The sequence below is a fragment of the Paenibacillus sp. FSL E2-8871 genome, assembly GCF_038000345.1.
In the GTDB taxonomy this organism is placed as follows: Bacteria; Bacillota; Bacilli; order Paenibacillales; family Paenibacillaceae; genus Paenibacillus_AQ.
This window is the reverse complement of record NZ_JBBOBV010000001.1, coordinates 1300951-1327251: the sequence shown is the minus strand read 5'-3', so window position 1 is coordinate 1327251 and position 26301 is coordinate 1300951. Positions and strand designations below refer to the sequence as shown.

Sequence of the window (26301 nt, the reverse complement as noted above, 5' to 3'; positions counted from 1 at the left end):
ATTTCTCCATACTCATTGAGACCGCTCTCATTTATAGTGAATAGTGAAGAGAGAGACGGATATCCTTTGACATTCTAGTGTTTATAAGGGGAATTCATTGAGGTTTTCTGAGTGGCTAGCGATGTCGAGACCGTAGAACTCACTACTTAAGGAGGAATATTTCATATGTCCAAAATTACATTTATCGGAGCGGGTAGTACTGTATTTGCAAAGAATGTTTTAGGAGATTGCATGAGAACTCCAGCCCTTCAAGGCTTTGAGCTTGCCCTATATGATATTGATCTTCAGCGCCTGAAAGATTCCGAGAATATGCTGAGTAATATAAAAGCAAGTAGTGGCAGTACTTGTATCGTGAAATCCTATACGGATCGTAAGGAAGCTTTGCGCGGAGCTAAATATGTGATTAATGCGATTCAGGTCGGGGGTTACGATCCTTGTACCATTACAGACTTTGAAATTCCGAAGAAATATGGCTTGCGTCAAACGATTGCGGACACGGTTGGTATCGGTGGAGTTTTCCGCAACTTACGCACGATTCCTATCATGCTTGATTTTGCGGCAGATGTGAGAGAGGTTTGTCCAGATGCTCTGTTCATGAATTATACGAATCCAATGGCAGTATTGACCAATGTGATGAACACTTATGGTGGTGTGAAGACTGTTGGATTATGTCATAGCGTACAGCATTGTATTCCAGGCTTATTCGAGCATCTGGGAATGGATCAGACGGGTGTACAGGCTAAGATTGCAGGGATTAACCATATGGCTTGGCTACTCGAGGTTACGAAGGACGGAGAGGACTTATATCCGGAAATCAAACGCCGCGCTGCCGATAAGCAGAAAGAGCATCACGGGGATATGGTTCGTTATGAAATGATGCTTAAATTTGGTTACTATATTACGGAGTCTTCAGAACATAACGCAGAGTATCATCCTTATTTTATCAAACGTAATTATCCTGAGCTCATCGAACGCTTTCAAATTCCACTCGACGAGTACCCACGCCGCTGTGTAGAACAAATTGAACGGTGGCAGAAGATGCGTGAAGAATTAGTAAATAACAAAGAGCTTGTACATGAACGTTCGCATGAATATGCGTCCTACATTATGGAAGCCATCGAAACGAATGTACCTTTCAAAATTGGTGGTAATGTTATGAATACAGGTCTTATCACCAATCTTCCGAAAGAAGCATGTGTAGAAGTTCCGTGCCTTGTAGACCGCAGTGGTGTCACTCCAACCTTCGTGGGAGATCTGCCTCCGCAGTGTGCCGCACTGAATCGTACGAACATTAATACACAATTGTTAACAATCGAAGCAGCGATTACTCATAAGAGAGAGCATATTTATCACGCAGCTATGCTCGATCCGCACACTGCCGCCGAACTGTCGATGGATGACATTACGAATATGTGTGATGAGCTGATCACAGCCCATGGAGATTGGTTGCCCGCGTATAAATAAAATTTCATATTGTTACAATTTTATAATTCTAAAGCCTGAGAAATCAGGCTTTTTTTGCTTATCTGTCTAGGACAACTGGGGTCCTACGGAATACAAATATATGGACACCTAAATGCGGAGGTGAAGCATGATGATCGTTGAGAATTATACTTTAGCATCGTCCACATCCCATGCCACCCCTTATTACGTGATCAGAGGTGGGCTCCCTGGACCTGTGTTTATGGTGGTGTCCGGCATACACGGGAATGAAACGGCAAGCATTCGTGCGGCGAAAAACATCGTGAATCACTTAAGACAAGGAGAACTATATATTTACCGTGGTACGCTTATTATTGTTCCCCTCATGAATCAAAAAGCTTATCGCAAACGAATTCGGGGCGTGCCCGATTTGAACCGAACGTTTCCGCGTACTCGGAATGGATCTGCCAAACATCCGTTATCCGTAGCCTTGCTTCAATTAGTACGGCGTTATCGCCCCACCTGGTACCTTGATCTCCATGAAGCGAACGGTTTGTCTCAAAGAAATCCGAAACGCCTCGGTCAGTCTATTATTATTAACCCGGGGAGCCAAGGTACGGTTACGGCAAGACGTCTCATAAAAGACATTAATCGTACAATCGCTAATACTTCTTATCATTTTAATATCCGATTACGAGAGCGCCCCGGCTCGTCACGTTCAGCCGTCTCCCGCATCATAGGAGCGAAGGCATTTACTGTGGAAACATGCTGGAGTCTTGATCGTGACCTTCGTATTCGCTATCAGATAGACATTGTTAGTCGCTTTTTAAGAAGTGCTGGATTGATGTGATGATGATTATATAAGCTGAATGTCAAGCAAGCTGACCCTGAGTTCATAGGAATCGGCTTGTTTTTTGTGGATTTTGAAAGATCATTGACAACAATGAGTATAGTGTATATATTACATATATACATTGAACACACATAAACTAGGAGTGAGGGCACGAGTTCATGAACATATTGATATCCAACACTTCCGGTGAGCCCATCTATGCACAGATTGTAAGTCAGATCCGCCAGATGATCCTGCAAGGAGAGTTAGTCTCAGGTACGCCTTTACCTTCTATTCGACTGTTAGCTAAAGAGCTGCAGATTAGCGTAATTACAACAAAACGAGCTTACGAAGAACTGGAGAGAGAAGGGCTTATCAATTCCATTGTGGGAAAAGGCTCTTTTGTTTCTGGTGCGGATCAGGAGTTTATTCGTGAACAACGGTTACGGATCATGGAGAACAAAATGAAGGAGATTATCGACGAGAGTAAAATGTTAGGGATTGATTTTGCTGAGTTCAGTGAGATGTTGAAATTGCTGTATGAGGAGGAGACAGAATGAACGATGTCATTCAATTGAATCAAATATCTAAAAAATATGGCCATTTTAGCCTATGCGAACTTACGTTCGGTATCAAGGAAGGATATATTACGGGGTTAATAGGACCCAATGGGGCAGGGAAAACAACATTAATTAAAATGATGATGGGTATGGTACAACCCGACCAAGGAAGTATCGAGATTTTCGGCAAAGAAACAACCGTAAAGAATGCAAAGTACAAAGAGCGAATTGGGTATGTTTCCGATGAGAATCACTTTTACGAGCAATTAACCATCGATCAGATGAGTAAGATGATTGCTCCCTTTTATAGTCAGTGGGATAAAGAGACTTATAGGAAATACATAGAGATGTTTAAGCTTTCCCCGCGGAAAAAGATTAAGGAGCTCTCCAAAGGGATGAAAATGAAGTATTCGCTCGCCATTGCTTTATCACACGGTGCAGACCTGCTCATCATGGACGAACCTACTGCGGGTCTTGATCCCATATTCCGAAGAGAACTGCTTGATCTGCTTAGTGAGCATATACAGGATGAGAAGAAATCTATTCTTTTCTCCACGCATAACACGACTGATTTAGACCGGATAGCGGATTATATTGTTTTTGTAAATGAGGGGCGACTAGTATTTAATGAGATGAAAGAATCTCTACCTAATAAATATATGCTGGTAAAAGGCAACAAGGAGTTGCTTGATCGGGATGTGCGGAAGTGTTTTATTGGGATTAAAGAGACAGCACTTGGTTTTGAGGGGCTTCTTAACCACAATTCTGAGGAGGCGCGATATTTTAGAGATCAAGCGATATGCGAAATACCTACCCTGGAAGAAATCATGTATTTTACGGTAAAGAGAAACGCTTTGTATGTCTAATCTCTTGCTGTTGATTCGGAAAGACTTTATTCTCCTGGGGAATTTCATTCCTTTATTTCTCTTGAGTATTTTGTTTGTCGCATATGTACAATTGGATAGCTCCAGTATGTTTGCTACATTTCAATCTTTACTATTGCTCGTATACTCCTGTTCAATGGATGCACAGAATAACAACACAAAGTTTGTTTTAGGACTGCCAGTAAGTCGGCAAGAGATTGTCTTGGCTAAATACTTATCACTGATCCCTTATAGTTTCATCGGTTTGGTTTGCTCTTTAGCTTTGTTTCTAATTTCCTTTTCATTTGGATATTCCATTAGCCCAGTGTATTGGATAGGGGTATCTTTAACGTTATTTATGATTCCTTTGACTGCGTCTATTTATCTGCCGATTCATTATTGGCTTGGTAACAAGAACTATCACTTTAATATCCTTTTTAATGTAGTTGTAACGATAACCACGATAAGTGCTGGATCTTCACTCAACAATTCATCTTTTTTCTTAACAATAACCCACTTAAAGCTGCAGGATCATCTGGTACAGACAGCTTTGATAGGGATCGTTTATCTATTCATCTTGTACTTCTCATATAAGATTTCACTACGAATGTTTAGCAGGGAAGAGTTATAAGCTAAGGAGGAATTATAGTGTATCATTCATTGTATCTTATTCAAAAAGACTTCATTCTTTTGCGTAAATTTCTGATGTTGCTCATCCCTTTCTTTATTTTTATAGCTTACTCGAACTATCATAGCTTCAGTTTATTTACGGTAATGCCACCCATGCTGTTGTTGATTAGCTCCTGTTCTATGGATACTCAGCAGATGACGCAACGGTTTCTCGTTAATCTCCCTGTGCGGAGACAAGAGCTTGTCCGCGCTAAATACTTCTCAATCCTTCCGTATGCGCTTGTTGGGCTGGCAGCAACTGCTTTTACCTATCTCTTGATTATTATGACAGGTAAAGAGGTGACCCCTCATTTCTGGCAAGAGGTTGGTATTGCGATATCTATTTTCCCGCTCCTCGCTATGCTTTATTTACCGATTCATTACTGGCTAGGGGCTAAAGGAACGCAAGTGGTTAATCTCGTTTTTATGATGATTTTAATGGTTGGTCCGAATGTGATTGGTAGCTTGCTTCAATGGTTTCCTGAATTAGAGAACTGGCAGAGTTTTGGCGTGAAGTCTAGCTTTATTCCTTATATGATACTAGGACTGGCTTACGTGTTCTTACTCAGTTGTTCTTATCTTATTTCATTGCGGATTTTTGAAAAAAAGGATCTGTGATACTAATAATTTGAGATTTAGATTGAATTCATATACCATTATCACTACAAAGATAAATACTGTAGGGGAAGGGTATACATCCAATGCCTAAAATGATTTATAGTTTTCGTACAAAAATGATTATGCTGCTGATGGCCAGTATGCTAGTATCCGGTGGGATAACCTTTTTAATCTATAAGGCGCTCCAGCGATATTATCACTCTGAGGTGAAGTTTGAGAATCCACTAACCAAAGTTCGCTATGTAATAAGAGATATTGGAGATGTGAATACATTTTTAATTATCTTTATACCACTAGCCATTCTATTTTTCTTCTTATTCACTAAGCCGTATGCAAAATACTTCAAAGAAATATCAAAGGGGATTCATCAACTAGCGTCAGGTGATTTCTCCGAACGAGTAGATATACCCTCCAAAGATGAATTTGGGATGATTGGTCATGATCTCAATCTAGCCATTGAGAATATGCAAGAAGCCATTGAGCGGGGAGACATTGCCGAGAGCAGTAAAGATCAACTCGTGTTGAACCTGGCGCATGATTTGCGTACACCCTTAACCTCGGTTATCGGCTATTTGGATTTTATTTTGAAAGATAATCAATTAACCCCTGAACAGACCAGGCATTACACGACGATTGCTTATACTAAATCTCAACGTTTAGAAAAATTGATTGATGAGCTGTTTGAAATTACAAGAATGAATTACGGCAAGCTTAAGCTTGAGAAATCCTCGATTGATCTCAGTGAGCTTCTCTTACAATTAAATGAAGAATTATATCCAGTCTTTGAGAAAAATGGCCTATCCTCCAGATTGGATATGACACAACCTCTGATAATATACGGTGACGGGGAATTGTTAGCACGTGTATTTGAGAACCTTCTTACGAATGCGGCCCGATACGGAAACGATGGTCAATTTATTGATATTCACGGTTACTTAGACGCTAACGAGGTAGTCGTTGAAGTAATTAACTATGGAAATTGTATTGAGCCGGAAGAGCTGCCACGAATTTTTGATATGTTTTACACGGGTGATCGTGCACGAACACATCCAACAGGAAGTACGGGACTTGGCTTGTTTATTACTAAAAATATAGTAGAGCAGCATAATGGAGCCGTATCTGCGCAAAGCAGTGTGGTGCGGACAATCTTTGAAGTGAGACTCCCGAGAAACAGTAATTGAAGACCATTTCTATACGATGAAGTACCAACCTAAAGAGGATTCGTTGGTGGGTGATATCTAAAAATCGTCCACCTTTGAAATCCTCTTAAAAACATGATATAATTAGCATGCTAATTAATTTGTAAGGTGGTTCGGGGGAAAAAGCTGTGATTGAAGATGAGATAAGAGAACTACTGGATAGAATTTCAGCGGAAATGCGTAGAGATTATGCAGCATTGCTTAGAGAATTTAATCTTCATGTGGGCCAAGAACAGTTATTATGCCGGTTATGGAGATCAGATGGAATGACACAGATCCAGTTAAGCGAAAGTCTGAATTGTGAGCCTCCAACTATTACGAATATGGTGAAGTCACTTGAGAGTCATGGGTTTGTTGTTCGAAAAAGAGATCCTGAAGATGGCAGAGTAAGCCGAGTGTATCTAACTCCAGCCGGACGTAATCTTTGTGAACCTGTGGAACGTATATGGAATAAGCAACTGGATAAATTATTAACAGGAATTTTACCCGAAGAACGTTTATTATTAAGAAGGCTTATGAAACAGATGGCGGATAATTTATCTTGAATCTGGCATTACTCACCACATCCATTAGCAAGCTAATCAAAACTTAGAAAAGAGGAACATAGATGATTACCAGTTTGACTCGTATTAATGAACTAGCCAGGAAAGAACGTGAAGAAGGTCTGACAAAAAGTGAATGGGTGGAACAGATCGCTTTGCGTGAAGATTATCTACGTGAAATTCGTGGACAAGTTCGTAACAGTCTATCGGGAGTAACGATTGTAGATCCTGAGGGAAATGATGTTACGCCTGAAAAAATTCGTTTATCGCGTAAAGAAACTTTGAACTAATATTCAGCTAATGAAGTGAATTTACACCTTTAGAATATCGTTGAATGGTCTTATGGGCTAATCAGCGAATATCTAAAGGTGTTTTTTTATGATATCAAATGGACGAAAGTGGAATCATATTTATAAAAGTTATCTTAACGGAAGCTTAATTTGATTTTGTTAGCTGATGCTGAAAGTTAAGGTTCACTTAAACTTGTGTTTCACAGGATCTAAGACTGGATTGTTAGAATGAAATGGACAGAAGAGAAGATATAAATATGTGGGGAGCGGGAATTACATGATGAAAAAGACATTTTTCTTTTTACTGAAAGCAATAGGAGTTATAGTCATAGCCATAGCGCTTTTTCTAGCCATTGTTTTTACTGTTAATGTGATCTGCAACAAAATCGAGAAAGGAAAAATTGAACCCTATGGTCAGCTTGTACCTGTAGATGGAAAAAACATGAACGTCACGATTCATGGAAATGGTGAAGAGACGGTAGTATTATTACCAGGATATGGAACTGCAGCGCCGGGTATTGATTTTAAGCCGCTTGTAGACAAGTTATCTCCATTTTACAAAGTGGTTGTGATTGAGCCATTTGGCTATGGATTAAGTGATATCACCGAAAAAGAACGAAGTACTGAAAATATAGTGAGTGAGTTACATGAAAGTTTACAACAATTAAATATAGACCGTTATATTCTGATGGGACACTCCATATCCGGAATTTATGCTCTAGACTATGTAAACAAATACAAAAACGAAGTTAGTGCATTCGTAGGGATCGACAGCAGTGTTCCGGCACAAGGAGCCGGCGATGAACTTCCAACAGCAGCCTTAAAATCACTTAAACAATCAGGTTTCTACAGATTGCTGGTTAAACTCTCGCCTGATCAAATCATTGCACCCGATGTTGATGCTAAAACGAAAGAGCAAAATAGAATGCTTTCGCTTAAAAATATGATGAATCCAAATATCATCAACGAAGCAGATCATTTCTCAAGCAACTTCAAAGACGCAGAAAACTTAAAGTTCCCTAAAGAACTTCCCGTGATGTTCTTCTTAGTAAAAGATAATTCGGATGTAGAGGGTTGGGCAGCTTTACACGAAGAGCAGATCAAAGATTCCTTACATGGGAAGATGATGATGTTTGAAGGCGATCATTATTTACACCATACCCGATCGAAAGAAATCGTGGAGAACTTCAGAAACTTCATGAGTGAGATAAAATAAGAGTGAATAAGAAAACGTCGAACGATTCATATAGTGAATCATTTGACGTTTTTTTTAGCTTATATCATACTACTCATATAACAAGAGATAAACAGCGAGGTAAATCATGAGCAAAAGAAATAGAAAAAGAAACATTCTATTAACGATATTGGCAGCAATAGTTGGAATATGCATGGTATCGATTTTATTAAATAAGACCTACCGTACTACGTTTGAATCCTTGCCTGAAACCGATCGGCGGATGCTGACAGAGTTATCCGAGTTGTATAACCATTTTGAGCAATCCAGTGATCAGCTCTGGAATAAGGATTATCGATTTGACTCCAAACCCTTGTTACTGGTACGAACGACTAAGGATAGCGGTCTGTTTCGTAGCGAAGGGTTTGCCGTGAATGTGCCTATGAAGAAAGGGATTTTTGCTCAAGAAATCAGTCTGCCTGAGTCGATGGGCTTACCGAAGGTATATCGGATCAGTCGTTTTTCACCGACAACCCTCTCAGCATGGTTTCCAGCTAATTTTGGAACGCTAAATCTGAAAGGTATGGAAACAATGTATTTTAAGTATTATCCCAAAATGTTTAGCGATCCCGCGCTGTATTTTGATTTTTCTTCTTTTTTATTGCACGAAGGGTTTCATATCTTCAAACAAAAAGACTGGACGTATGATGCGAATGGTGCTGAGCATATCGATAACTATCCTGTAAATGAAGAAAATTACGCATTGATGGGTATCGAATTCAAGCTGTTGGATCAAGCAATGGCTGAAAGCAATCCTGAACTCGTTCAACAGTATTTACATGATTGGACAGTTGTACGAAATTACAGATACTATAAATGGCCGCAATTAATTGGCGAGACGAAGACAGAGGCTATCGAAGGTTCTGCAAGGTATTTGGAATATCGTTATAGTAAGTTAACTGGTGGTAATTTAATGGTGCTGGCCACCAAGCAGGAGCCTTACCATGTGACATTTATGCAAGCATATGATTTTATTGCTAACGGACAAGCGGAGTCACCTTCTTTCTTAGAAAGAAGTATCCGTTATGAAACTGGGGCTGCTTTGGAGCTAACGATGGATAAGGCAAACATACCATGGAAAGAAGCGATAGAAGATGTACCTGGGAAGAAACCAGGAATGACACCGTACGAGATTTTGAGTAACTATTTCAAAATGAATGATCTAACTACTATTGAAAGCCAGTTAGGTGAAATTAAAGAAGTATACGATTACGATGCCTTACGCAAACAGGGGGCGAAGATCGTTAAGCAGCTTATTGGCGAACAGTAACTTTATATAGCCTTATCCAAACACGTCGAACGATTCATATAGTGAATTATTCGGCGTTTTATTATGGATTAAAGTACGATTCACCTGCGTGATTCTAAAAAAAGATGATTGATCAACGCAATTGTGGGCACTCTATATCCTAATCTTTACTATAGGAAGGACTACAATAGCATGTGCGGAATAGCAGGAATCTTAAAATGTAATGGACAACCCCCGCAAGAGGAAACCTTAAAACAAATGACAGGTGCAATGAATCACCGAGGTCCTAATCATGAAGGCGTATGGCTCGATTCTCAAATTGGGCTCGGTTTTCGTAGGTTATCCGTTATAGATTTACGTGATGGAAATCAACCGATGACGAATGAAGATCGTTCCCTTTGGATTGTTTTTAATGGTGAAATCTATAATTATAAAACACTACGAGATCAGCTTAAGTTAAAGGGACATCACTTTCAAACGCAATCAGATACAGAAGTCATTGTGCATTTATATGAGGAATACGGTAAGGACTGTGTCCATCATTTACGAGGAATGTTTAGTTTTGCGATTTGGGATGTTAAGGAACAGACGCTTTTTGCTGCCAGAGATCATTTTGGCATCAAGCCTTTTTATTATTACAAAGATGAGAATAACCTTTTATTTGCTTCGGAAATTAAAAGCATTCTTGCAGTTCACGGAGTACCAAGAAAGCTTCAGTATCAAAGTTTATTTAGCTACTTAACTTTTCAGTATGTGCCGCAACCCGATACGATGTTTGAACATATTCATAAATTAGGACCTGCAGAGCGAGTATTTGTTAACGCTAAAGGTGAAATGAAGATCGAGAAATATTGGGAACCCCATTTTCATCCAGTAAAACGATCTTTAGCAGACTATGCGGAAGAAATTCAGTGGAAATTGAAAGAGTCTGTAAACCTTCATTTACAAAGTGATGTGAATAGAGGGTGTTTTTTGTCCAGTGGAATTGACTCCACAGCTATAGCTGCAATGATGAAAGCAGAAGAATCCACAAAGACCTTTTCGATAGGATTTGAAGGGGTAAACAATGAAACCATCATTGCAAATCAAACGGCAGCTAAACTGGGAACGGATCATTATTTTCACATTTTATCTACAGAAGACTTTTTTGATAGTATTCCGAAAACAGTATGGCATCTAGATGAGCCTGTCGCGGATCCTTCCGCCGTCGCTCTTTATCATCTCAATCAGCTTGCAAAAGATCATGTCACGGTTGTCCTATCGGGGGAAGGCGCTGATGAATTATTCGGAGGATATCGGATCTATAGAGAGCCAGATGCACTAAGACCCATCACATGGATGCCCAATTTCATAAAGGATTCGTTACGAAAATCATTGTCTATATATCCATATCATTTTTATGGAAAAAACTATTTACTTCGGGGGCTGACACCTTTAGAGGAACGCTTTTTCGGTAATGCTAATATCTTTAACAAAAGCGGAAAGATGAACTTGCTCCATGAGTCGGTACACGCTCAAAATAGCTTTTTACATCCATCGGATATCGTTAAGCCTTTTTATGATAAGACAGTACACCTAGATCCTACGACAAGAATGCAGTTTATTGATATGAATTTTTGGTTGCCTGGCGATATTTTGTCAAAAGCAGATAAGCTGTCTATGGCACATTCATTGGAATTAAGAGTCCCATTTTTAGATAAAGAGGTTTTTGAAACGGCTAGTAAAATTCCAGTCTCCAATAGAATTGGCAAAAATACAACAAAACTCGCTTTGCGTAAAGCTATGGAAGGAATTGTTCCTGATGCTATTGTGAATCGCCCGAAATTAGGATTTCCCGTACCGATTCGTGATTGGCTTAAGACCCCGATTTCAGATATAATGTTTGAGCAAATACGCTATAGTGGTATTGAAGAAATATTCAATATGAATATCATCGAAGAAATGTTTATCCAGCATCGGAGTAATAAAGGTGATTATTCGCGTAGAATCTGGCTAATTTACATTTTTTCAGTGTGGTATACGCTTTTTATGAAAGAAGATCTGAAACAATTAAAGAGTGCCGTGCTGTAATGGGGGAGAGATCGTTTGAACATTGGGGAATATGCTTGGAATAAACATGAGCAGCAAATAAAATCAATTAACGAATTTACTTACAGTAGTCCTAAGATAAAGATTGTAGACAATATTGAATTAAGAAATCAACTTGAAGAGACACTTGAAAAATTACCGCAGAAGTTCCTGGCCAAATGGGCTTTGAGCGTTGCTGTTGAACACCTGGATCATCTGGATCAACATCTTATAAATGACCCGCGAATTGATTTAGGGATAGAAACGCTAGAAAAACGTATATCTGGTGGTATCAGAGCCTTTGACTTAAGAAAAGTTGGATTCATAGTCAATGAATTAGCGAAAGAGTCCACAAGCGAAGCAAGTAAGTATGCTGCTCGTTCTTTTGCACAAGCCATTGCAACTGGACATATGAGAGGACATGCTATGGTAAGCAGTGACTATGCTGTTAAAATGGTAAACATATCCAATAATTCCTCAGTGGCCGAGTCTGCCACTAAAGAACGGGAAAGACAATTAAGGATAGCTAAAGAAATGTTTTAAAATTGAAGCTATAAGACTGAACGGTATGAAGATACTGATATAAGTTAATTAATGGTAATAATTAGCTTTTTTATTTAAGAGGTACGTAAAGAGCAATCAACAATAAACATATAAATATAACTACACAAAGTTTAATCCGAGATTCTGATACACTTTAAAGTTTAATACTCGTTAGAGACAAATCAATATCTAAAAAGAGATTCAATTGTTCATGAAAGGGAAGCTAGTATGAACAATTTTGAATATTGTATAGATATCAATTATGGACAGCTAATTGGCATTAGTATGGTTTAAATTGGCTTACTCCATTAATTTATATACTACTTCCTCACAAAACCCGTATTTTGTACATATGTCTTTGAGTTGGAATAAGCCCTGTTTACATCTAGGATGTTGTACAATGACAAAAAGTTACCTACATAAATATAAATGTCACCTTCCCTATAATGATAACAAAAAATCTATCATCAAAAAAAATTTTCTTCAATCAAAAAGACTATCTCCATTAGGTAATAGCCTTCGGTATTTAGAAATCATGATTTTGCCAGGAAAAACCCTATCTAACATATCACGCATTTCTTAATGGATATTCTCTTATGTAGCGGTTCTTTAATGTTGTTCTAATTCAGTCAATTTATCTTCGAGATACAAGTACGAGTCAATCCCTCGATGGAATTTTTTACGAACCGTTACACGCTAGATTTTAGGGTCCGAGCCGTACTCTCGTCTAGTAAAGGTTGTGGCTGATTGGGATCCAATTCGCTGGGTAACCTTGTTTTGTTCTCCCCCATTCGAATCCGCCATCTCTTGAAATGGACGAGGTTGCTGCTGAGCAAACTACCAAGCACGTCTCAGCGGTTCATCAAACCGTATGCAGAGTGAAACGAAGTAGTCTTCTTCTCGGTCACAGACAGTCGGCTAGATTCGCTCTCTCCCTTAGAAAGTTATAATAACTTTGCCTTGTGAGTGACCAGTAGAAACTTGTTGTAGCGCCTTATTAATATCATCAAATTTGTAAGTAGAATCAATTGAAGGTTTAATATTGTCATTTTCAATAAGGCTAGTAATCTCTTGTAGCTGTCTTCCATTGGCTTGCACAAATAAAAAGTGATATTCTTTTTTATCTCTTGCTGCTAAACGGTCTAAACGTGCACCTACTAAAGCAAACAACATTTTTTTCCACATTGGAAGATTATTTTCAACGGCAAAGCGATAATTTGGTAAAGCCTTCAATGATACTAATTTTCCTTGAGGTTTTAAAATATCAAGTTCCCTTTTTATTTCGTTTGTACCCAAGGTGTCTATAACATAATCTATATTGGATAGAACCTCAGCATAGTTTTCCTCCTTATAATTTATAAATTCATCTGCTCCAATCGACAGTACACGTGATCGACCTCTTTCACTGCCACTTGTAATAACGTATAACCCCATTGCTTTAGCAATAGGGATTGCCATAGCACCGAATCCGCCAGTTCCGCCAGGAATAAATAGTTTTGCATTAGGCTGAGCGTTGAGCACTTCTTTCAATGCTTGATAAGCTGTTAAAGCAGTAAGTGGGACCGCAGCTGCTTCAATAAAGGATAGATTTTTAGGCATTTTAAATATAGCTTCATCTTTGACCGCCACATATTCAGCGAAAGCTCCTATTTTATTCACCGGCAACCTCGTATAAACTCGGTTACCAACCTGAAAATCAACAACATCTTTACCACATGCTTCTATAACACCAGAAAGTTCATTGCCTAATGTTAATGGGAAATCATAATCAGCAATCATTCGGATACTGCCATTTAAAATAAGAATATCTAAAGGATTTACACCTGCAGCTTCTACTTTAACGAGTACCTCACGATTATCGATTTTCGGTATTTTAACATTGTTTATTTCCAAATGAATTTCTTTTGAGTATTTCTGTATTTGAGCAGCTTTCATGTTATGCCAGCTTCCTTTCCATTTGCAAATCTTATGGCGTACAATTTTCAGTTGTACGCCATTTGTGGTTTCACTTATTCTTATTGCTGTTGAGCCTTTAATTCTTCCATTATAGGGTAGTCTGTATAACCTAAGCTTCCGTTACCAGCGTATAATGTTTTAGGATCAACTTCATTTAAAGGTGTTCCTTTTTTTAGACGTTCCACAAAATCCGGATTAGCTAAAGACCAGATACCGACTGGCACCACATCAGCAGTACCACTATCAATATCTACACTAATATCTTCAAGTGCCCGCCCTGCTCGATTGACCAATAATGGATTTGACCAAATTGAACGAATTTCACGGAGCAGTATTTCATTCCCTAAATGCATAACATGGAGGTATGCTAAATTAAACTTAGCTAATTCTTTTACAAGATGGCGATAAACCTCTGGTCCTTGTGCGCCTTCATCAATCCCACCAAGAGGTGTTCCTGGTGAAATCCGGAAACCGGTTCTTTCTGCTCCAATTTCTTCAACTACTGCTTTTGTTACTTCGATTGCAAAACGAGCACGATTCTCCACAGATCCACCGTATTTATCGATTCGTTTATTAGAATTCTCACCAATAAATTGATTAATTAGATAACCGTTGGCTCCATGAATTTCAACCCCATCAGCACCTGCTTTAATAGCTGCTGCAGCTGCTTTTCGAAAGTCTGCAATAGTATTTTGAATATCTTCTTCGCTTAGCTCTCGTGGAACGGGTATTTCCTGCATTCCTTTATCAGTAAACATTTCTACACCAGGTGCGATCGCTGAAGGTGCAACTGCTTGTCGATGATGCGGAGTATTGTCGGGGTGCGATATACGGCCCACATGCATTAATTGTATATACATAAAGCCCCCTGCTTCATGTAATGCATCGGTAACCTTTTTCCAACCTTCTATTTGCTTTTCAGTATAGATGCCAGGTGAATTTAAATAACCTTGTCCATCATCAGAAGGTTGTGTACCTTCACTAATAATTAATCCCATTGATGCTCTCTGAACATAATAAAGGGAGCTTAGTTCTCCCGGTGTGCCGTCCTTTTGTGCTCTACTACGTGTCATAGGTGCCATTGCTAATCGATGAGGTAATTCCATATTTCCAATTTTCGTATTACTCCACAATTTGTTCATTTTGTAGTCTCCTCTATAAATTAAGTTAGAAATGAAATTGTTATTAAGAAAGATGAGGGTACAGTGCAGGAACGCCACCTGCAAGTCCACCTTGTATCATTCGGCTGTTATCATCAGCAATAATTTCAAAACTGCCAGATTCTATGCCATCAATAGCTATTTTTGCGATATCTGCAGGGCTTACTTTGGGAACTTCTAAGCTGGATGTCATGTCTGTCTCCATAAAGCCAACATGTAATCCTGCTACTCTCACATTATGTGGATACAAGTTTATACGTAAATCGTTCGTCAATGCCCATGCTGCAGCCTTCGCGGCTGTATAAGCACCCGCAGTTCCGGAACTAAACCAAGATAATGCGGAAAGAATATTTAAAACCGATCCTCCCCCGTTTTTCTCAATGATCGGTGCAAAAGCACGAACCATGTATAGCGTACCGAAGAAGTGCGTATCAAACTCCAACTGTATTTTGTCCACATCACCTTCCAGCAAAGAAGCGCCAGTAGATGATCCTGCATTGTTGATTAAAAGCGTAACGTCCTTAGCCAGGATAGCAGCTGCTTCAACTTCTTGAGTGTTGGTAATATCAAGCTTTACAGGTATAACGCCTGGAATATCAATGGTTTCCGGATTTCTTGCACCTGCATAAACCTTAGCCCCTCTGGATAGAAGTTCAAGGGTGAGATGGCGGCCAAAACCTCGGTTTGCTCCAGTTACAAATGCCACTTGTTCAGAAATTATCATTTTATTTACTCCTTTTATTCATCTATTAACTACTATATGGGAATGATCATTCTAAAATGTACACAAGAATAGATCATTCATGAAAGAAAACTAAAGCAAGGAAAGAAACATATTTTGAGAACGATCATTCTAAAAAATATACAAGAAGGATCGTTTAAAGAGATCTATAAACGAGACAATACTCAGTTATGAGAACAATCATTCTAGAATATGCATAAGCAATTATATTTAAATAATAATTACTTATGTAAAAGTTTAATTGATAAATCGGCTATTCGATGTAATTTTTCTTTAGGTACGGAGGTCCTTGTCATTACCCTTAACCCCACACAAACAGAATGCAGATGTTCCGCTAGATCGTCGGCATTGTAATCCAAGCTAAATTCTTCATCCTGCTGCCCCCACAAAATAATATCTTTGAGCAGCTTCTCTGATAATGTGAACGATTCAGTGGACTTCAAATCCACATTGGCATCGCGCATTGCTAATTCCACCGCTGAATTCACCATCAAACAGCCTGAGGGCGAATCTTCTTCACCATTTATTATGAAACTAAAGATAAGCTGAAGTGCCTCAGTTGCAGTCTTGGAACGTTTAACTTCCCTCGTAAGCTCAGCATTCACCTTATCGCGAAAACGGTCCATGGCTTTCAAAAACAGCGTATGCTTGTCGCCAAATGTGTCATATAAACTTCTTCGATGAACTCCCATATGCTCTACAAGATCTGTCAAAGATGTCTTCTCGTAACCCTGTTCCCAAAAAAGCTTCATTGCCTTATCTAATACTTCGTTCTCTTCGAATTCTTTGCTTCTTGCCATTCGATTCCCTCCCTAATAGTAAATGTAACATATTGAGAACGATCAGTAAAGAATAGATTTTCTAATCACAGTTAACGATGTGATCTCTTAGCTTTCTTCTTTACTCCTTCCGACTGGTCTGTGGTGACTTACCTCCGAGCGGATCCCTTCCCTGTTCCTTTTATTTATCTTAGACTTTTCATACAGGACATTTCTTAGTGCATAAATCATCATAGCGCGACTATGTAGGTAACTTTAAGTCAATAAACCACAATGTAGGCACTTTTGTGTCATTGGACAGTAATAGTTCGTAACTTCATCCATCGAAGCAAATCGCAGTGTTGCCGTCCACTGCCCATCACTCACCTCACTTTTTATATGATAAGCAATTTACTAAGATAATCATTCACTTATATCAATTGTTCCAACATAAAAAACCCATATCGACCCTAGTTATAGGGTGATATGGGCGCCTGCCTTGAGATGTTATTTTTTAACTGCAGCTTTCAGAATTTCGATCTTCTCTTGTCGTGATAGATCCGATGAGGTTGAAATGCTATATCCAAATTTACCGCCATCTTGCCAAAAAACGTATTTTGGGAAAACATTTGCCGGTAAATCATCGTCAAAAAATCCATTATTCTTGCTTCCATCGGCGTCCACAGTATACTTCGTAATCGCAAGCGTATCTTTCCCGTTCGTGTATTCCAGGCGAATATCGTCTGCTTCTTTCCAGTCCATTTTTTTCGTGAAGACCGGTTTGCCGCTCTTCTTCCCTTCAGCTCTCAAATCATCGATGAACTTGCCTCCCAAGGGTCCTCCGATTCTCGCTTTGGAGAAAGTGTAGCCTTCTGGCAGGTTGGAAGGCTCTTGCAAGATAGCGCCTTTTAAGGTTGATGCTTTCTGATGATATTCATCAAAGGAAGCATATTCCTTCGTCAGCCCCCAATAGCTAAGATTAAGTCCGCTGTTCAACGCTTTATATTTATGATAGATGACATACGTGTCACCCGTCTCTTTAACCAATTCCTTCACGCGATTGATTTCATCGTCGATATATTTTTTATCCTCTGCAGGAAGTGCCTTAGCTGCATCCGCCGCTAGTTTATTCATTTTATCCATTTCTTGCTTATACAACGCACGGTCTACCTTAGACCCATTGAATTCCTCAGGATAGGTGATATCTAATTGACGATCCCCAGCTTCTGATTGTACCGAAACAGCTAACGTTGCGTTCCCATCATCTTTTTCCTTGGCATTGACCAGCGTCACGCTGCCAAGCGCGAGAATGATTGTCATCCCTAAGATAGAAAGGCGATATGATTTTTTATTGAATTGTTTGATCATGATAAGTCTCCTTTTCATTTGTTTATGTGTCGCAGATAGGCCGGCAAGTCCCGGCAGTCGATGGTCTCCCGAGAAATGTTCCAACACTTGGATGATCGTCTGCCCATACGCATTATTTTGCTGTGGTCTCATCCGATCCAGCACGAAGGCATCACAGGCCATCTCTTGATCTTGTCGCGCTCTGTTCACTGCAAGCCATACAAGTGGGTTGAACCAATGAAGAATCAAAATCAAGTGCATGATCCAATTCACGGCTACATCCCTACGACGGACATGAGCGAATTCATGCGCCAAAATATACTGAAGCTGTCCTTCATGCAGCGACATCAGTAGACTTGGAGAGATGACGACTGTCGGCTTACAAAACCCAACGACGGCCGGACCGGGAATACGCTCGCTGGAAACAAATTCAACTTTGCGCTTCACGCCGAGCTGCTGCCGTGTATCATGGAACAAGGCCAATAACAAAGGCGTTTCTACACGGCTACCAGCGCGCAGGGCATGTTGCAATCGCAGCTGATCGTATATGGTTTTCGCGACGAGAAGCAGTACACCCGTAAGCCAGATCAGTACCAAGACTGGAACAAAGCCCATGGATGTAATTTCATTCCACAAGAAATGGCTCTCCGGCTTGCTTCCCGATGTATCCGTGGTTGCGGTTAATTCCGTTATCCCAACGACAATTCCATGTTTCTCCGCCACGGAACCCTTTACTAGTTCTCCTGTCTCGCTTGCACTTATCGATGGATCTTGCATTTGCTGGTGAATGCCAGGCATGAAGGATTCCAGAGACAATACATTATAAAGGCTAAGAGAAGACTCTGGTGCCCAAGGAAGCAGCAAGCGGATCGCCACGGGTATCCAGAGCAAATATCTCCATCTGGCTTCCAGTTTGTTATTGAATAAGAATTGCAGAATCAAGATCAGCATGACCAGAATGCCTGCCATGAACGATCCCTGGATCACCCAGCCGAAGAATGACACGACAGTTTCGTATAAGCTTGTACTCATTCAGATTCTCTCTTTTCTAGTTCCCCAATTCTACCGTTATTGTCGAATAACGTCTTCAAATCCTCAATTTCCTGCGTATTCAGCTTCTTATCTTGGAGGAAATTAGCCAACATCGGCATAATGGAACCACCATACATCTTCTCCATGAAGGAAGTAGTCTCGGAGCGCTGATATTCTTGCTCGCTGAACCGAGGATAAAATAATTGCATACGCCTCGAACTCTGCACCAGCTTCACGCCCGCCGCTTCCTTCTGTACCAGTCGGCTAAGAAGCGTTCGGGTCGTATTCGGGCTCCAGCCCATTCGATCCGTCATTTGTTGAACAACTTCACTAGAATAGCAATCTGGATTTAGCCACAATACCCGCACAATTTCGAGCTCTGCATCCGTTATGGATGGTATTCGGTTCATATATATAACCTCCAAATCTAACTTGCGCAGAATGCATAGGATGGACGAACTGCTGCGCATGCTCGAGGCAACCTATCACTTCTTGACCGCTGCTTTTAGAATTTCAATCTTCTGTTCTCGGGTGATATCGGATGAAGTTGAAAGGCTGTATCCGAATTTGCCGCCATCTTGCCAATAAATGTATTTTGGGAAAATGTTTGCCGGAAGGTTATCGTCAAAATAACCTTTCTTCTTCCCTTCCTTCGCATCCACCACAAACTTCGTAATCGCAAGCGTATCTTCCCCGTTCGTGTATTCCAGGCGAATATCGTCTGCTTCTTTCCAGTCCATTTTTTTCGTGAAGACCGGTTTGCCGCTCTTCTTCCCTTCGGCTCTTAAATCATCGATGAACTTGCCTCCCAAGGGTCCTCCGATTCTCGCTTTGGAGAAAGTGTAACCTTCTGGCAGGTTGGAGGGCTTTTGCAAGACAACGCCTTTTAAGGTTGATGCTTTCTGGAGATATTCTTCAAAGGAAAAGTATTCCTTCGTCAGCCCCCAGTAGTTAAGATCAAGTCCGCTGTTGAGTGCCTTGTACTTATAATACATGACGTAGGTATCTCCAGTCTTAGCGGTCAAATCCTTCACTCTCTTAATTTCTGCGTCAATCACCTTTTTTTCCGCTGCCGTTGGAGCTAGGTCGGCTGCTTTTTTAGCCGTCGACTTCTGGGCTGACTTGGAAGAAGCCGCGTCTACCACAAGGTTCATCGATGAACCCAATAGTAGAACACTGCTGAGGGTTGCGATAGCTAATTTTGATGCTGCTTTCATGTGAAAAACTCCTTCCTTTAATCTTTTTTAAAACTACACGTGTAGTTATAATTTAATACTACAGTTGTAGTTATAAATTGTCAACACTATTTTATCGGATCCTTTTCGAGTATCCATGAAATAAAAAAACTCCTCCGGAGAGCAGTTTGATCGTACGATGGATTCGTTATTGCTGTTTTTTCCACCCCAAGGTTCCGGTTCCGGCGTACCTGGCGTTGGAAGCAGTCCTAGATCATGGAAGATTAAATCGGCGATGTCGGTCTTTACATAAATTGGTTTTTAATTAGGGGTTGTTGCATCGTCTCAATTGTATGCTGAGTAATTTTGTGGAATTATACTAATAAAAAAACCGCGATTTACGCGGCGGTTCGACGTTAGGCTAAATGGTTCTACCTTTATCAATTTTCTTATCGATCATCGTTGTTGCGACTCTCGTCAAACAAAGCTTTCAAGTCATCAATTTCTTTCTCGTTCAGCTTCTTATCCTGCAAAAAATTAGCGAGCATGGGTTTCAAGGCGCCGCCATACAGTTTCTTCATGAACGATTTAGTCTCCGACTTCAAATATTCTTGTTCGCTGATGAGTGGATAGAACAAAAAGTTCCGTTTGGATCCCTCTTCCTGTGTTGTTCCCGCCGCTTCTTTCTGCACTAAACGGTTCAGGAGCGTCCTTGTCGTATTCGGGCTCCACCCCACTTGTTCCGCCAATTGCTTGACGACCTGGCTGGAAGGACAATTCGGACTGGCCCATAATACGCGCATCACCTCGAGCTCCGCATCCGTGATGGGTGGTATTTTTGTCATGCCTAAACCCTCCAAAATCAAGTTATGACTACATCTGTAGTCACACTTAAATAGTACAATTGTGGTCTGATCTTGTCAACCTGCATTGTGTTTCATTCTAAAAATAAAGTTTTGCCGATCGATATCTTGACCTTTAGGTTTGACCTAAGATATATCTTGGATATATGCCGAGCTATTATCAATCTATTAAGGCTTCAGGATAATGGCTAAGTAAGAATCGTTCGGCACATTCTCTTTTTTTCTCTATATTTAAAGTAATTACATCTGAATTTTTAAATCGTTATTATCAATTGATAAACCAGTCAAATGCAGGTTAATGGTTATATTCTCATCTTGTCCTCGCTTGTCCATGAAAACATAGCCTCCTCTTCTCCATTCTCTTGCTCAACATATTCCTCTATGTTTAGTGTCAATTAAAAGTCACAGAATTTTCTCCAATTTTAAAGCTCGTAAAAATAAAAAAGAACACCGGTTAACTTTGAGCAAGCCCAAATTAACCGGTGTTCTTGAAATTATCCAAGTTCGCTACGTTTTGGCTGCCATGGAGCTCCCTCGGGACTAAGACTGGCCTGTGATTTATTATTCTGCAAAAAGTTTCGCATACGGATTTTCGATCTTTTGTTCGCTGCTGCTCTTACCTGTGTTATTCAGAACATAATATTGATAGAAATGGTTTGAAAAATTCAATGATTCCAATGCTTTAGCCATAAATGGATCTTCCGTCTGATTACTCAATTGGTCCCCTGTCCAAAAATAATGCAACATGAGACGATTCTGGTTATACGGATGTTTGATAATGTAAGCTCCGGATTGATTAGACTTATTCATGATTTCCTGCCATTTAAAACCGACTGTATCAGCACGCTTGATGATGCCGGACTTCAAGGCTTGTACAAACCCATTCGCATCCGGTTTGCCGATGACAATGATATTACTGTCCCCTAGCTCCTTCTTAAGCTTGTTTTTTAATACTTGACGTTCCGTTATAATCGTTGGCTTTATTCCTGCTATTTGGAAGAAGCCTTGAAATTGGTTGAGCAGTTGATCCTGTTGTTTTGTTGCTTTGTCCGATGTCAAACGGTCGCTCAAGATAATCGTTAGCGGCTCGCCCTGCAACGTTTTATCGATAATTCGGCTCATCGTTTCAGACGGAACCTCTGGAAACTGCACAAACACCGAATGGTATATTGATTTAAATTGCTCGTTCATATAAGCGGCTTCCTCGTCCGCTGTTAGACGATATTCAGACTTCAAAGAATAATTGGGCTGGCGTAAATCCGCTTCCCAATCATCTCTGATCTTTTTGCCCGCTTTGTTCTCAACAACCTGAAGCAGTCCTTCGATCGTCGCATTCTTGTATACATACTGGTCAAAATATGTCTGCATCAACTCATCAAACTTCTCTTCGCCAAGCGTACGATACAACTCATAGATGGCTTGACGGCCTTTTTTATAAAAAATGGCGTCGGGAGAATCGCCAACCTTATCATTGGTCGCATCAAGCGGACTATCTAACGATACTTCATCCATTTGAATCACCTTGAATCCATTTAACGGATTTCCTTGTTTCTCATAGAAATAAACCATAGAGAAATCGGCAAATCCTTCATCTAGAAATGATTCCTTCTCAGAATTATTTCCAATTAATGCGTGGAACCATTGATGCGCAATTTCATGGACAAATGCTGAATGGTTTGAAATATCTGGCTGACCCTCGATCATGCCCATCTGAATCATTCGCGAATATTCAACAGCGACCCCTTCAACGTACGATTCAACAATTCTGAACTCCGGATAAGGATATTTACCATATTTTTCGCTGAAGAAGTTAATGACTTTAAACGCTTGATCAATATATTGATCGATAATCTGTTTTTTGTCTTTCTGATTATCAAAGTAATAGTATTGTATGGTCAGACCATCTCGTGTAACACTTTCTACTTTAAAATCCGGACTCGTGAAGAAGACAAATTCTCTCGTATTATTCGCAGTGGCCGTTACCATCTTGCGGCCTGCTTCGGCATCCTGAACGGTCAGTGTTCCAGGCATGGAAATCTGGTAATCGGCGGGTACATTCATGGTTACCTGATAATCCGCAGAATTATAATAATCGGATTCAAATGTAGTGCTGTAAGGAGTTTTGTCCCACGTATGATCTGCAGGGTTATAGACCGAAAGCACAGGGAACCAATGAGCGCCATTGATGATATTCTTGTAATGGGACAACCGCTGTGAGCCATAAGGAATTTTTACGTCGAATTCAAGTTCTAGTGTGATAGATTGCCCGGGCTGCAATGCTTGTCCCAATGCAACCTTAAGTGCCTGATTCGTATTATCGAACTTCAAGGGTTGACCTAACGACTTCACATTGTTGATGTCTATGCCGCCCAGGAAATCTTCAGGTTTCTTAACCGTATTTTCCTTTGCCATTCGTTCATTTGTATTTTCGAACATACCCGACTGTGTTTCCTTTGAACGGTTTGCATCTGCAAAGGTGTGAAATACAATATTGTCCAGTGTATCCTTCGTGTTGTTTCGATAGGTCACAGTTTCTGTACCGTGAATTGTCATCTTCTTCTCATCAAGCCTTGCGTCTACTTGATAGCGCGCAAGCTGATGAACAGCCGCATCGGCTTCTAGCAACGAATCGTTCTGAATCGTTGGTTTCGCCGCCATCGCTATCCCCGTCCCGAAAACAGGGCCTGTACTTAATGCGACAACAAGACTGCCGGCAATCATGCACTTCGGTAGTTTAGTATTCCAATGTTTAAGTTTATTCATGTTGCTCCTCCTAATGATAAGTTCCTAATCATGATCGTAGATCTTCGAGTATGTACAAAGACTAGTATAAAGCTCTTACTTTACACGAGTTTTAAAGGAACCTTACATTAACCTTAAAAAGGAATCACTTATAGTTTTTTAAAACAGATACTCTGCACAATTGTATTCCACTAACACGACTGTTGAGAGAATAGAAAACGGCCCATGGATGAGTGGGTAAATCGATAAAACAGCGTTCCAAGAAGGTCCGCTCCCGCACTTGGCTTGACAATACATCTAGCCCGACAGGCTGCCGATATAGTAGCGCCTGTTGGGCTTCAAAAAAGGGTCTTATGTGGCTCTTGAACTAAAAGCTTTAATTTTTATCATAATCAACATGAAAGCAAGCAAAGCGAATATGATTCCACTCCATATGAGCGGATGTATCCCCCATTGAGAGATAAACCACTCACCAATGGAAGCTCCCAACGTAATGCTTTTAGCCTCACTGACACGGAACTCTATAAACAAAATGATGATCGATTTGAGCTGCTATATTTAAAGGAACGGGAAAAGGTACGCAATGACAATTTGGAATAATTCAGCTTCCATATATGCCAGGATTCGAACTCGGAGAAAGCCGCCTCATCTTGCTCGGTTAACCAGTGAAAGTCTCCTTTCAGGTTTTCTTGCAGCAAGACGTTCTCATCGGCTTCTGAAAAATAAAAAAGATAATCTCCGCCATGCAGGGTGACTCCCGCTTCATTCAATTTTCGGCGAATGATCTTCTCAGACAGGTCTTGTCGTTGATAAAGGCCTACATTATCGGCCATCGCATGCATCAGGACCGCCATAACCAGACTGTCTTTATCCAGGTTCGTGTTGATGGCAACAGTAGCGACTTCATCGGTATAGAGGATGTCTCCGTTCAAAAATTGCGTCCGCCAAAAGTCAGTTATCGTTTGTGAGAATAAAGACATACTTCTTCCCCCCCTCGCTAACTTCATTTTACTACTATGGCCATTGTACCTTCTTTGCTAAAAAAGCCTCCTGTTGGACCGTCCAAGGGAGCGTAGTTAAAACGATAACAATGGACGGCATCTTCCCTCTACGTTCATTGAATAATAAGTTGTCACATGTTACTTTTCAAGCCTCTTACACCACTCAGCACCATTTTCTCATGATCAGCTCAATCGGACCTCTTTTCATCCACTTTCTCCACAGACTCGAAAAGATAATAGAGATAATGAAATAAACGGTTCCGTATGCCATTGCAAAAGAAAGACTTCCGTTTTCCAAATAACCCACTGTCATAAGAAAACCAATTCCGATCACTACGTGCCCGATATAATGGGTTAACGATAACTGTCCTGTATGGATCATCGCCTGTGTCAGAAGGGAATTTTCAAATTTATCGACCACATAAAGACAGATCGCAATGATGGCGACAGCTGAACAAATGCCAGAGAAAACATACAGCATTGTGGGCGGCATCGGTTTTGTTCCAAAAAGATAAGTTGCTGCTTCTTTACTCAGTACTGGGGAGGTCCATTTAACCAAGAAGAAAGAAATCGATTCAAAAACAACCGTTCCTGACAACGAATATACTAGTAATTTCGAACGGTTTTCCTTATTCAGCCAACGCTTCCTGCCAATCCACATGCCGATGAGGAAGAAGCTCAGCCAAGGGAAAATGGGATGAAATCCGTTAAATAACAGATTGCGAGTAAACCCTTCTATCGTCCAAAAGCCCATGTATTCCTTAAAACTCGAGTCCCATCCCTTGCTGTAATCGAATACGACTAAAAACAACTGTGATGCTACCAGGATTATCGAAAACAAAACTAGTATTATATTATCGGATACTGTGATCAAGACTGCAGCTACAAGCATAAATACCGCATAATAATGCAAAATATCGGCACTCCAACCTATTAGCAATAAAAGCACGCCAGATATAAACAGAAAAGCAGCTCTCTTGTACAAGCTGTTCCGGATTTGAGGAATGAGTTCCCAGCTCATTGAGTTACGGGCTTTCGAGGTCATTAATGCCACCCCAATACCAGCCAACACGACAAACAAGGCGGATGCTCTCCCCTCAAAAAGGCCCGCTATCGCTTGCAACCATGCAGGTCCGCCACTCTCTGCCTGCATCGCTAGCTTATAGTTCACCATTACCATGCCGAAGATCGCCAATGCTCTTGCAAAATCAAAGGCAGTTATCCGCTCTTTCGCTTGACTCATGCCGCACCCTCTCCCTTAATACATTTCGCTTTATGACATGACATCGCTCAATAGATAGCAGCAGCTTTTCCCATTGTGAACTGAGTGAGATCCTAATCCGATAAAACTAATACACCAAAATAAAGCACCTCTATAAGTATAGACTTCAATGGTTCAGAACGAAGAACCCAAAATGCCTGTGAAGTATCCGGTTA

Annotated in this window: 24 protein-coding genes; 13 read left to right on the top strand and 11 right to left on the bottom strand. The window is 40.3% G+C overall.

Annotated features, from left to right (window positions below; translation table 11 throughout):
• Positions 1–165: 165 nt before the first annotated feature.
• The 13 genes from NYE25_RS05995 (at position 166) to NYE25_RS05935 (ending at position 12088) form a co-directional block, all read left to right on the top strand.
• Positions 166–1464, top strand: coding sequence for an alpha-glucosidase/alpha-galactosidase (locus tag NYE25_RS05995; protein ID WP_341145403.1), 1299 nt, complete (start codon positions 166–168; stop codon positions 1462–1464).
• A gap of 130 nt (positions 1465–1594) precedes the next feature.
• A complete protein-coding gene (locus tag NYE25_RS05990) occupies positions 1595–2272 on the top strand; it encodes a succinylglutamate desuccinylase/aspartoacylase domain-containing protein (protein ID WP_339804346.1) in 678 nt (225 codons plus the stop codon).
• A gap of 161 nt (positions 2273–2433) precedes the next feature.
• Positions 2434–2814: a GntR family transcriptional regulator gene (locus NYE25_RS05985; RefSeq protein WP_042188506.1), complete on the top strand. Its 381-nt coding sequence runs from the start codon at positions 2434–2436 to the stop codon at positions 2812–2814.
• Entirely contained in the window at positions 2811–3680 is an 870-nt protein-coding gene (locus tag NYE25_RS05980; protein ID WP_341145402.1) for an ABC transporter ATP-binding protein, read from the top strand. Before NYE25_RS05985 ends, NYE25_RS05980 begins: the two co-directional genes overlap by 4 nt.
• Positions 3673–4308, top strand: a complete 636-nt coding sequence (locus NYE25_RS05975) for an ABC-2 transporter permease (protein ID WP_339795953.1) — start codon at positions 3673–3675, stop codon at positions 4306–4308. The genes NYE25_RS05980 and NYE25_RS05975 overlap by 8 nt, the downstream gene beginning before the upstream one ends.
• 17 nt (positions 4309–4325) lie before the next feature.
• Positions 4326–4964, top strand: coding sequence for an ABC-2 transporter permease (locus NYE25_RS05970; RefSeq protein ID WP_341145401.1), 639 nt, complete (start codon positions 4326–4328; stop codon positions 4962–4964).
• 83 nt (positions 4965–5047) lie between these two features.
• On the top strand, positions 5048–6145 hold the full coding sequence (locus NYE25_RS05965) for a HAMP domain-containing sensor histidine kinase (protein WP_341055151.1): 1098 nt from the start codon (positions 5048–5050) through the stop codon (positions 6143–6145).
• A gap of 146 nt (positions 6146–6291) precedes the next feature.
• Positions 6292–6708, top strand: coding sequence for a MarR family winged helix-turn-helix transcriptional regulator (locus NYE25_RS05960; RefSeq protein ID WP_339264902.1), 417 nt, complete (start codon positions 6292–6294; stop codon positions 6706–6708).
• Positions 6709–6770: 62 nt separating this feature from the next.
• Entirely contained in the window at positions 6771–6995 is a 225-nt protein-coding gene (locus NYE25_RS05955) for a DUF896 domain-containing protein (protein WP_042188496.1), read from the top strand.
• Between the two features lie 277 nt (positions 6996–7272).
• A complete protein-coding gene (locus tag NYE25_RS05950) occupies positions 7273–8211 on the top strand; it encodes an alpha/beta fold hydrolase (RefSeq protein ID WP_341145400.1) in 939 nt (312 codons plus the stop codon).
• A gap of 106 nt (positions 8212–8317) precedes the next feature.
• Complete coding sequence (locus tag NYE25_RS05945) at positions 8318–9499, top strand: hypothetical protein (RefSeq protein WP_341145399.1); 1182 nt, start codon at positions 8318–8320, stop codon at positions 9497–9499.
• 171 nt (positions 9500–9670) lie between these two features.
• On the top strand, positions 9671–11548 hold the full coding sequence (asnB, locus tag NYE25_RS05940; protein ID WP_341145398.1) for an asparagine synthase (glutamine-hydrolyzing): 1878 nt from the start codon (positions 9671–9673) through the stop codon (positions 11546–11548).
• Between the two features lie 15 nt (positions 11549–11563).
• Positions 11564–12088, top strand: a complete 525-nt coding sequence (locus tag NYE25_RS05935) for a putative immunity protein (RefSeq protein WP_341145397.1) — start codon at positions 11564–11566, stop codon at positions 12086–12088.
• A 936-nt stretch (positions 12089–13024) separates the two neighbouring features.
• On the opposite strand, the gene NYE25_RS05930 is transcribed toward NYE25_RS05935, so the two are convergent.
• The 11 genes from NYE25_RS05930 to NYE25_RS05875 all read right to left on the bottom strand — a co-directional run bounded on the left by NYE25_RS05930 (position 13025) and on the right by NYE25_RS05875 (position 26107).
• Positions 13025–14023, bottom strand: a complete 999-nt coding sequence (locus tag NYE25_RS05930) for an NADP-dependent oxidoreductase (RefSeq protein WP_076298631.1) — start codon at positions 14021–14023, stop codon at positions 13025–13027.
• 80 nt (positions 14024–14103) lie between these two features.
• Positions 14104–15186: an alkene reductase gene (locus NYE25_RS05925; RefSeq protein WP_341145396.1), complete on the bottom strand. Its 1083-nt coding sequence runs from the start codon at positions 15184–15186 to the stop codon at positions 14104–14106.
• A 43-nt stretch (positions 15187–15229) separates the two neighbouring features.
• On the bottom strand, positions 15230–15928 hold the full coding sequence (locus tag NYE25_RS05920; protein ID WP_076298629.1) for an SDR family oxidoreductase: 699 nt from the start codon (positions 15926–15928) through the stop codon (positions 15230–15232).
• 239 nt (positions 15929–16167) lie between these two features.
• Entirely contained in the window at positions 16168–16746 is a 579-nt protein-coding gene (locus NYE25_RS05915) for a TetR/AcrR family transcriptional regulator (RefSeq protein ID WP_076298628.1), read from the bottom strand.
• 465 nt (positions 16747–17211) lie between these two features.
• Positions 17212–19083 carry a M56 family metallopeptidase gene (locus NYE25_RS05910; protein WP_341145395.1) on the bottom strand — a complete coding sequence of 624 codons (1872 nt, stop codon included), beginning with the start codon at positions 19081–19083 and terminating at the stop codon, positions 17212–17214.
• Entirely contained in the window at positions 19080–19493 is a 414-nt protein-coding gene (locus tag NYE25_RS05905; protein ID WP_341055136.1) for a BlaI/MecI/CopY family transcriptional regulator, read from the bottom strand. Before NYE25_RS05905 ends, NYE25_RS05910 begins: the two co-directional genes overlap by 4 nt.
• A gap of 75 nt (positions 19494–19568) precedes the next feature.
• Positions 19569–20300: a hypothetical protein gene (locus tag NYE25_RS05900; protein ID WP_341145394.1), complete on the bottom strand. Its 732-nt coding sequence runs from the start codon at positions 20298–20300 to the stop codon at positions 19569–19571.
• Between the two features lie 407 nt (positions 20301–20707).
• Positions 20708–21103 carry a BlaI/MecI/CopY family transcriptional regulator gene (locus NYE25_RS05895; RefSeq protein WP_076283655.1) on the bottom strand — a complete coding sequence of 132 codons (396 nt, stop codon included), beginning with the start codon at positions 21101–21103 and terminating at the stop codon, positions 20708–20710.
• 579 nt (positions 21104–21682) lie between these two features.
• A complete protein-coding gene (locus NYE25_RS05890; RefSeq protein ID WP_341145393.1) occupies positions 21683–23884 on the bottom strand; it encodes a M1 family metallopeptidase in 2202 nt (733 codons plus the stop codon).
• A gap of 500 nt (positions 23885–24384) precedes the next feature.
• Entirely contained in the window at positions 24385–24843 is a 459-nt protein-coding gene (locus tag NYE25_RS05880) for a hypothetical protein (RefSeq protein ID WP_341145392.1), read from the bottom strand.
• A 184-nt stretch (positions 24844–25027) separates the two neighbouring features.
• Positions 25028–26107 (bottom strand): DUF418 domain-containing protein, encoded by a 1080-nt coding sequence (locus NYE25_RS05875; RefSeq protein WP_341145391.1) that lies wholly within the window; start codon positions 26105–26107, stop codon positions 25028–25030.
• Positions 26108–26301: the final 194 nt, after the last annotated feature.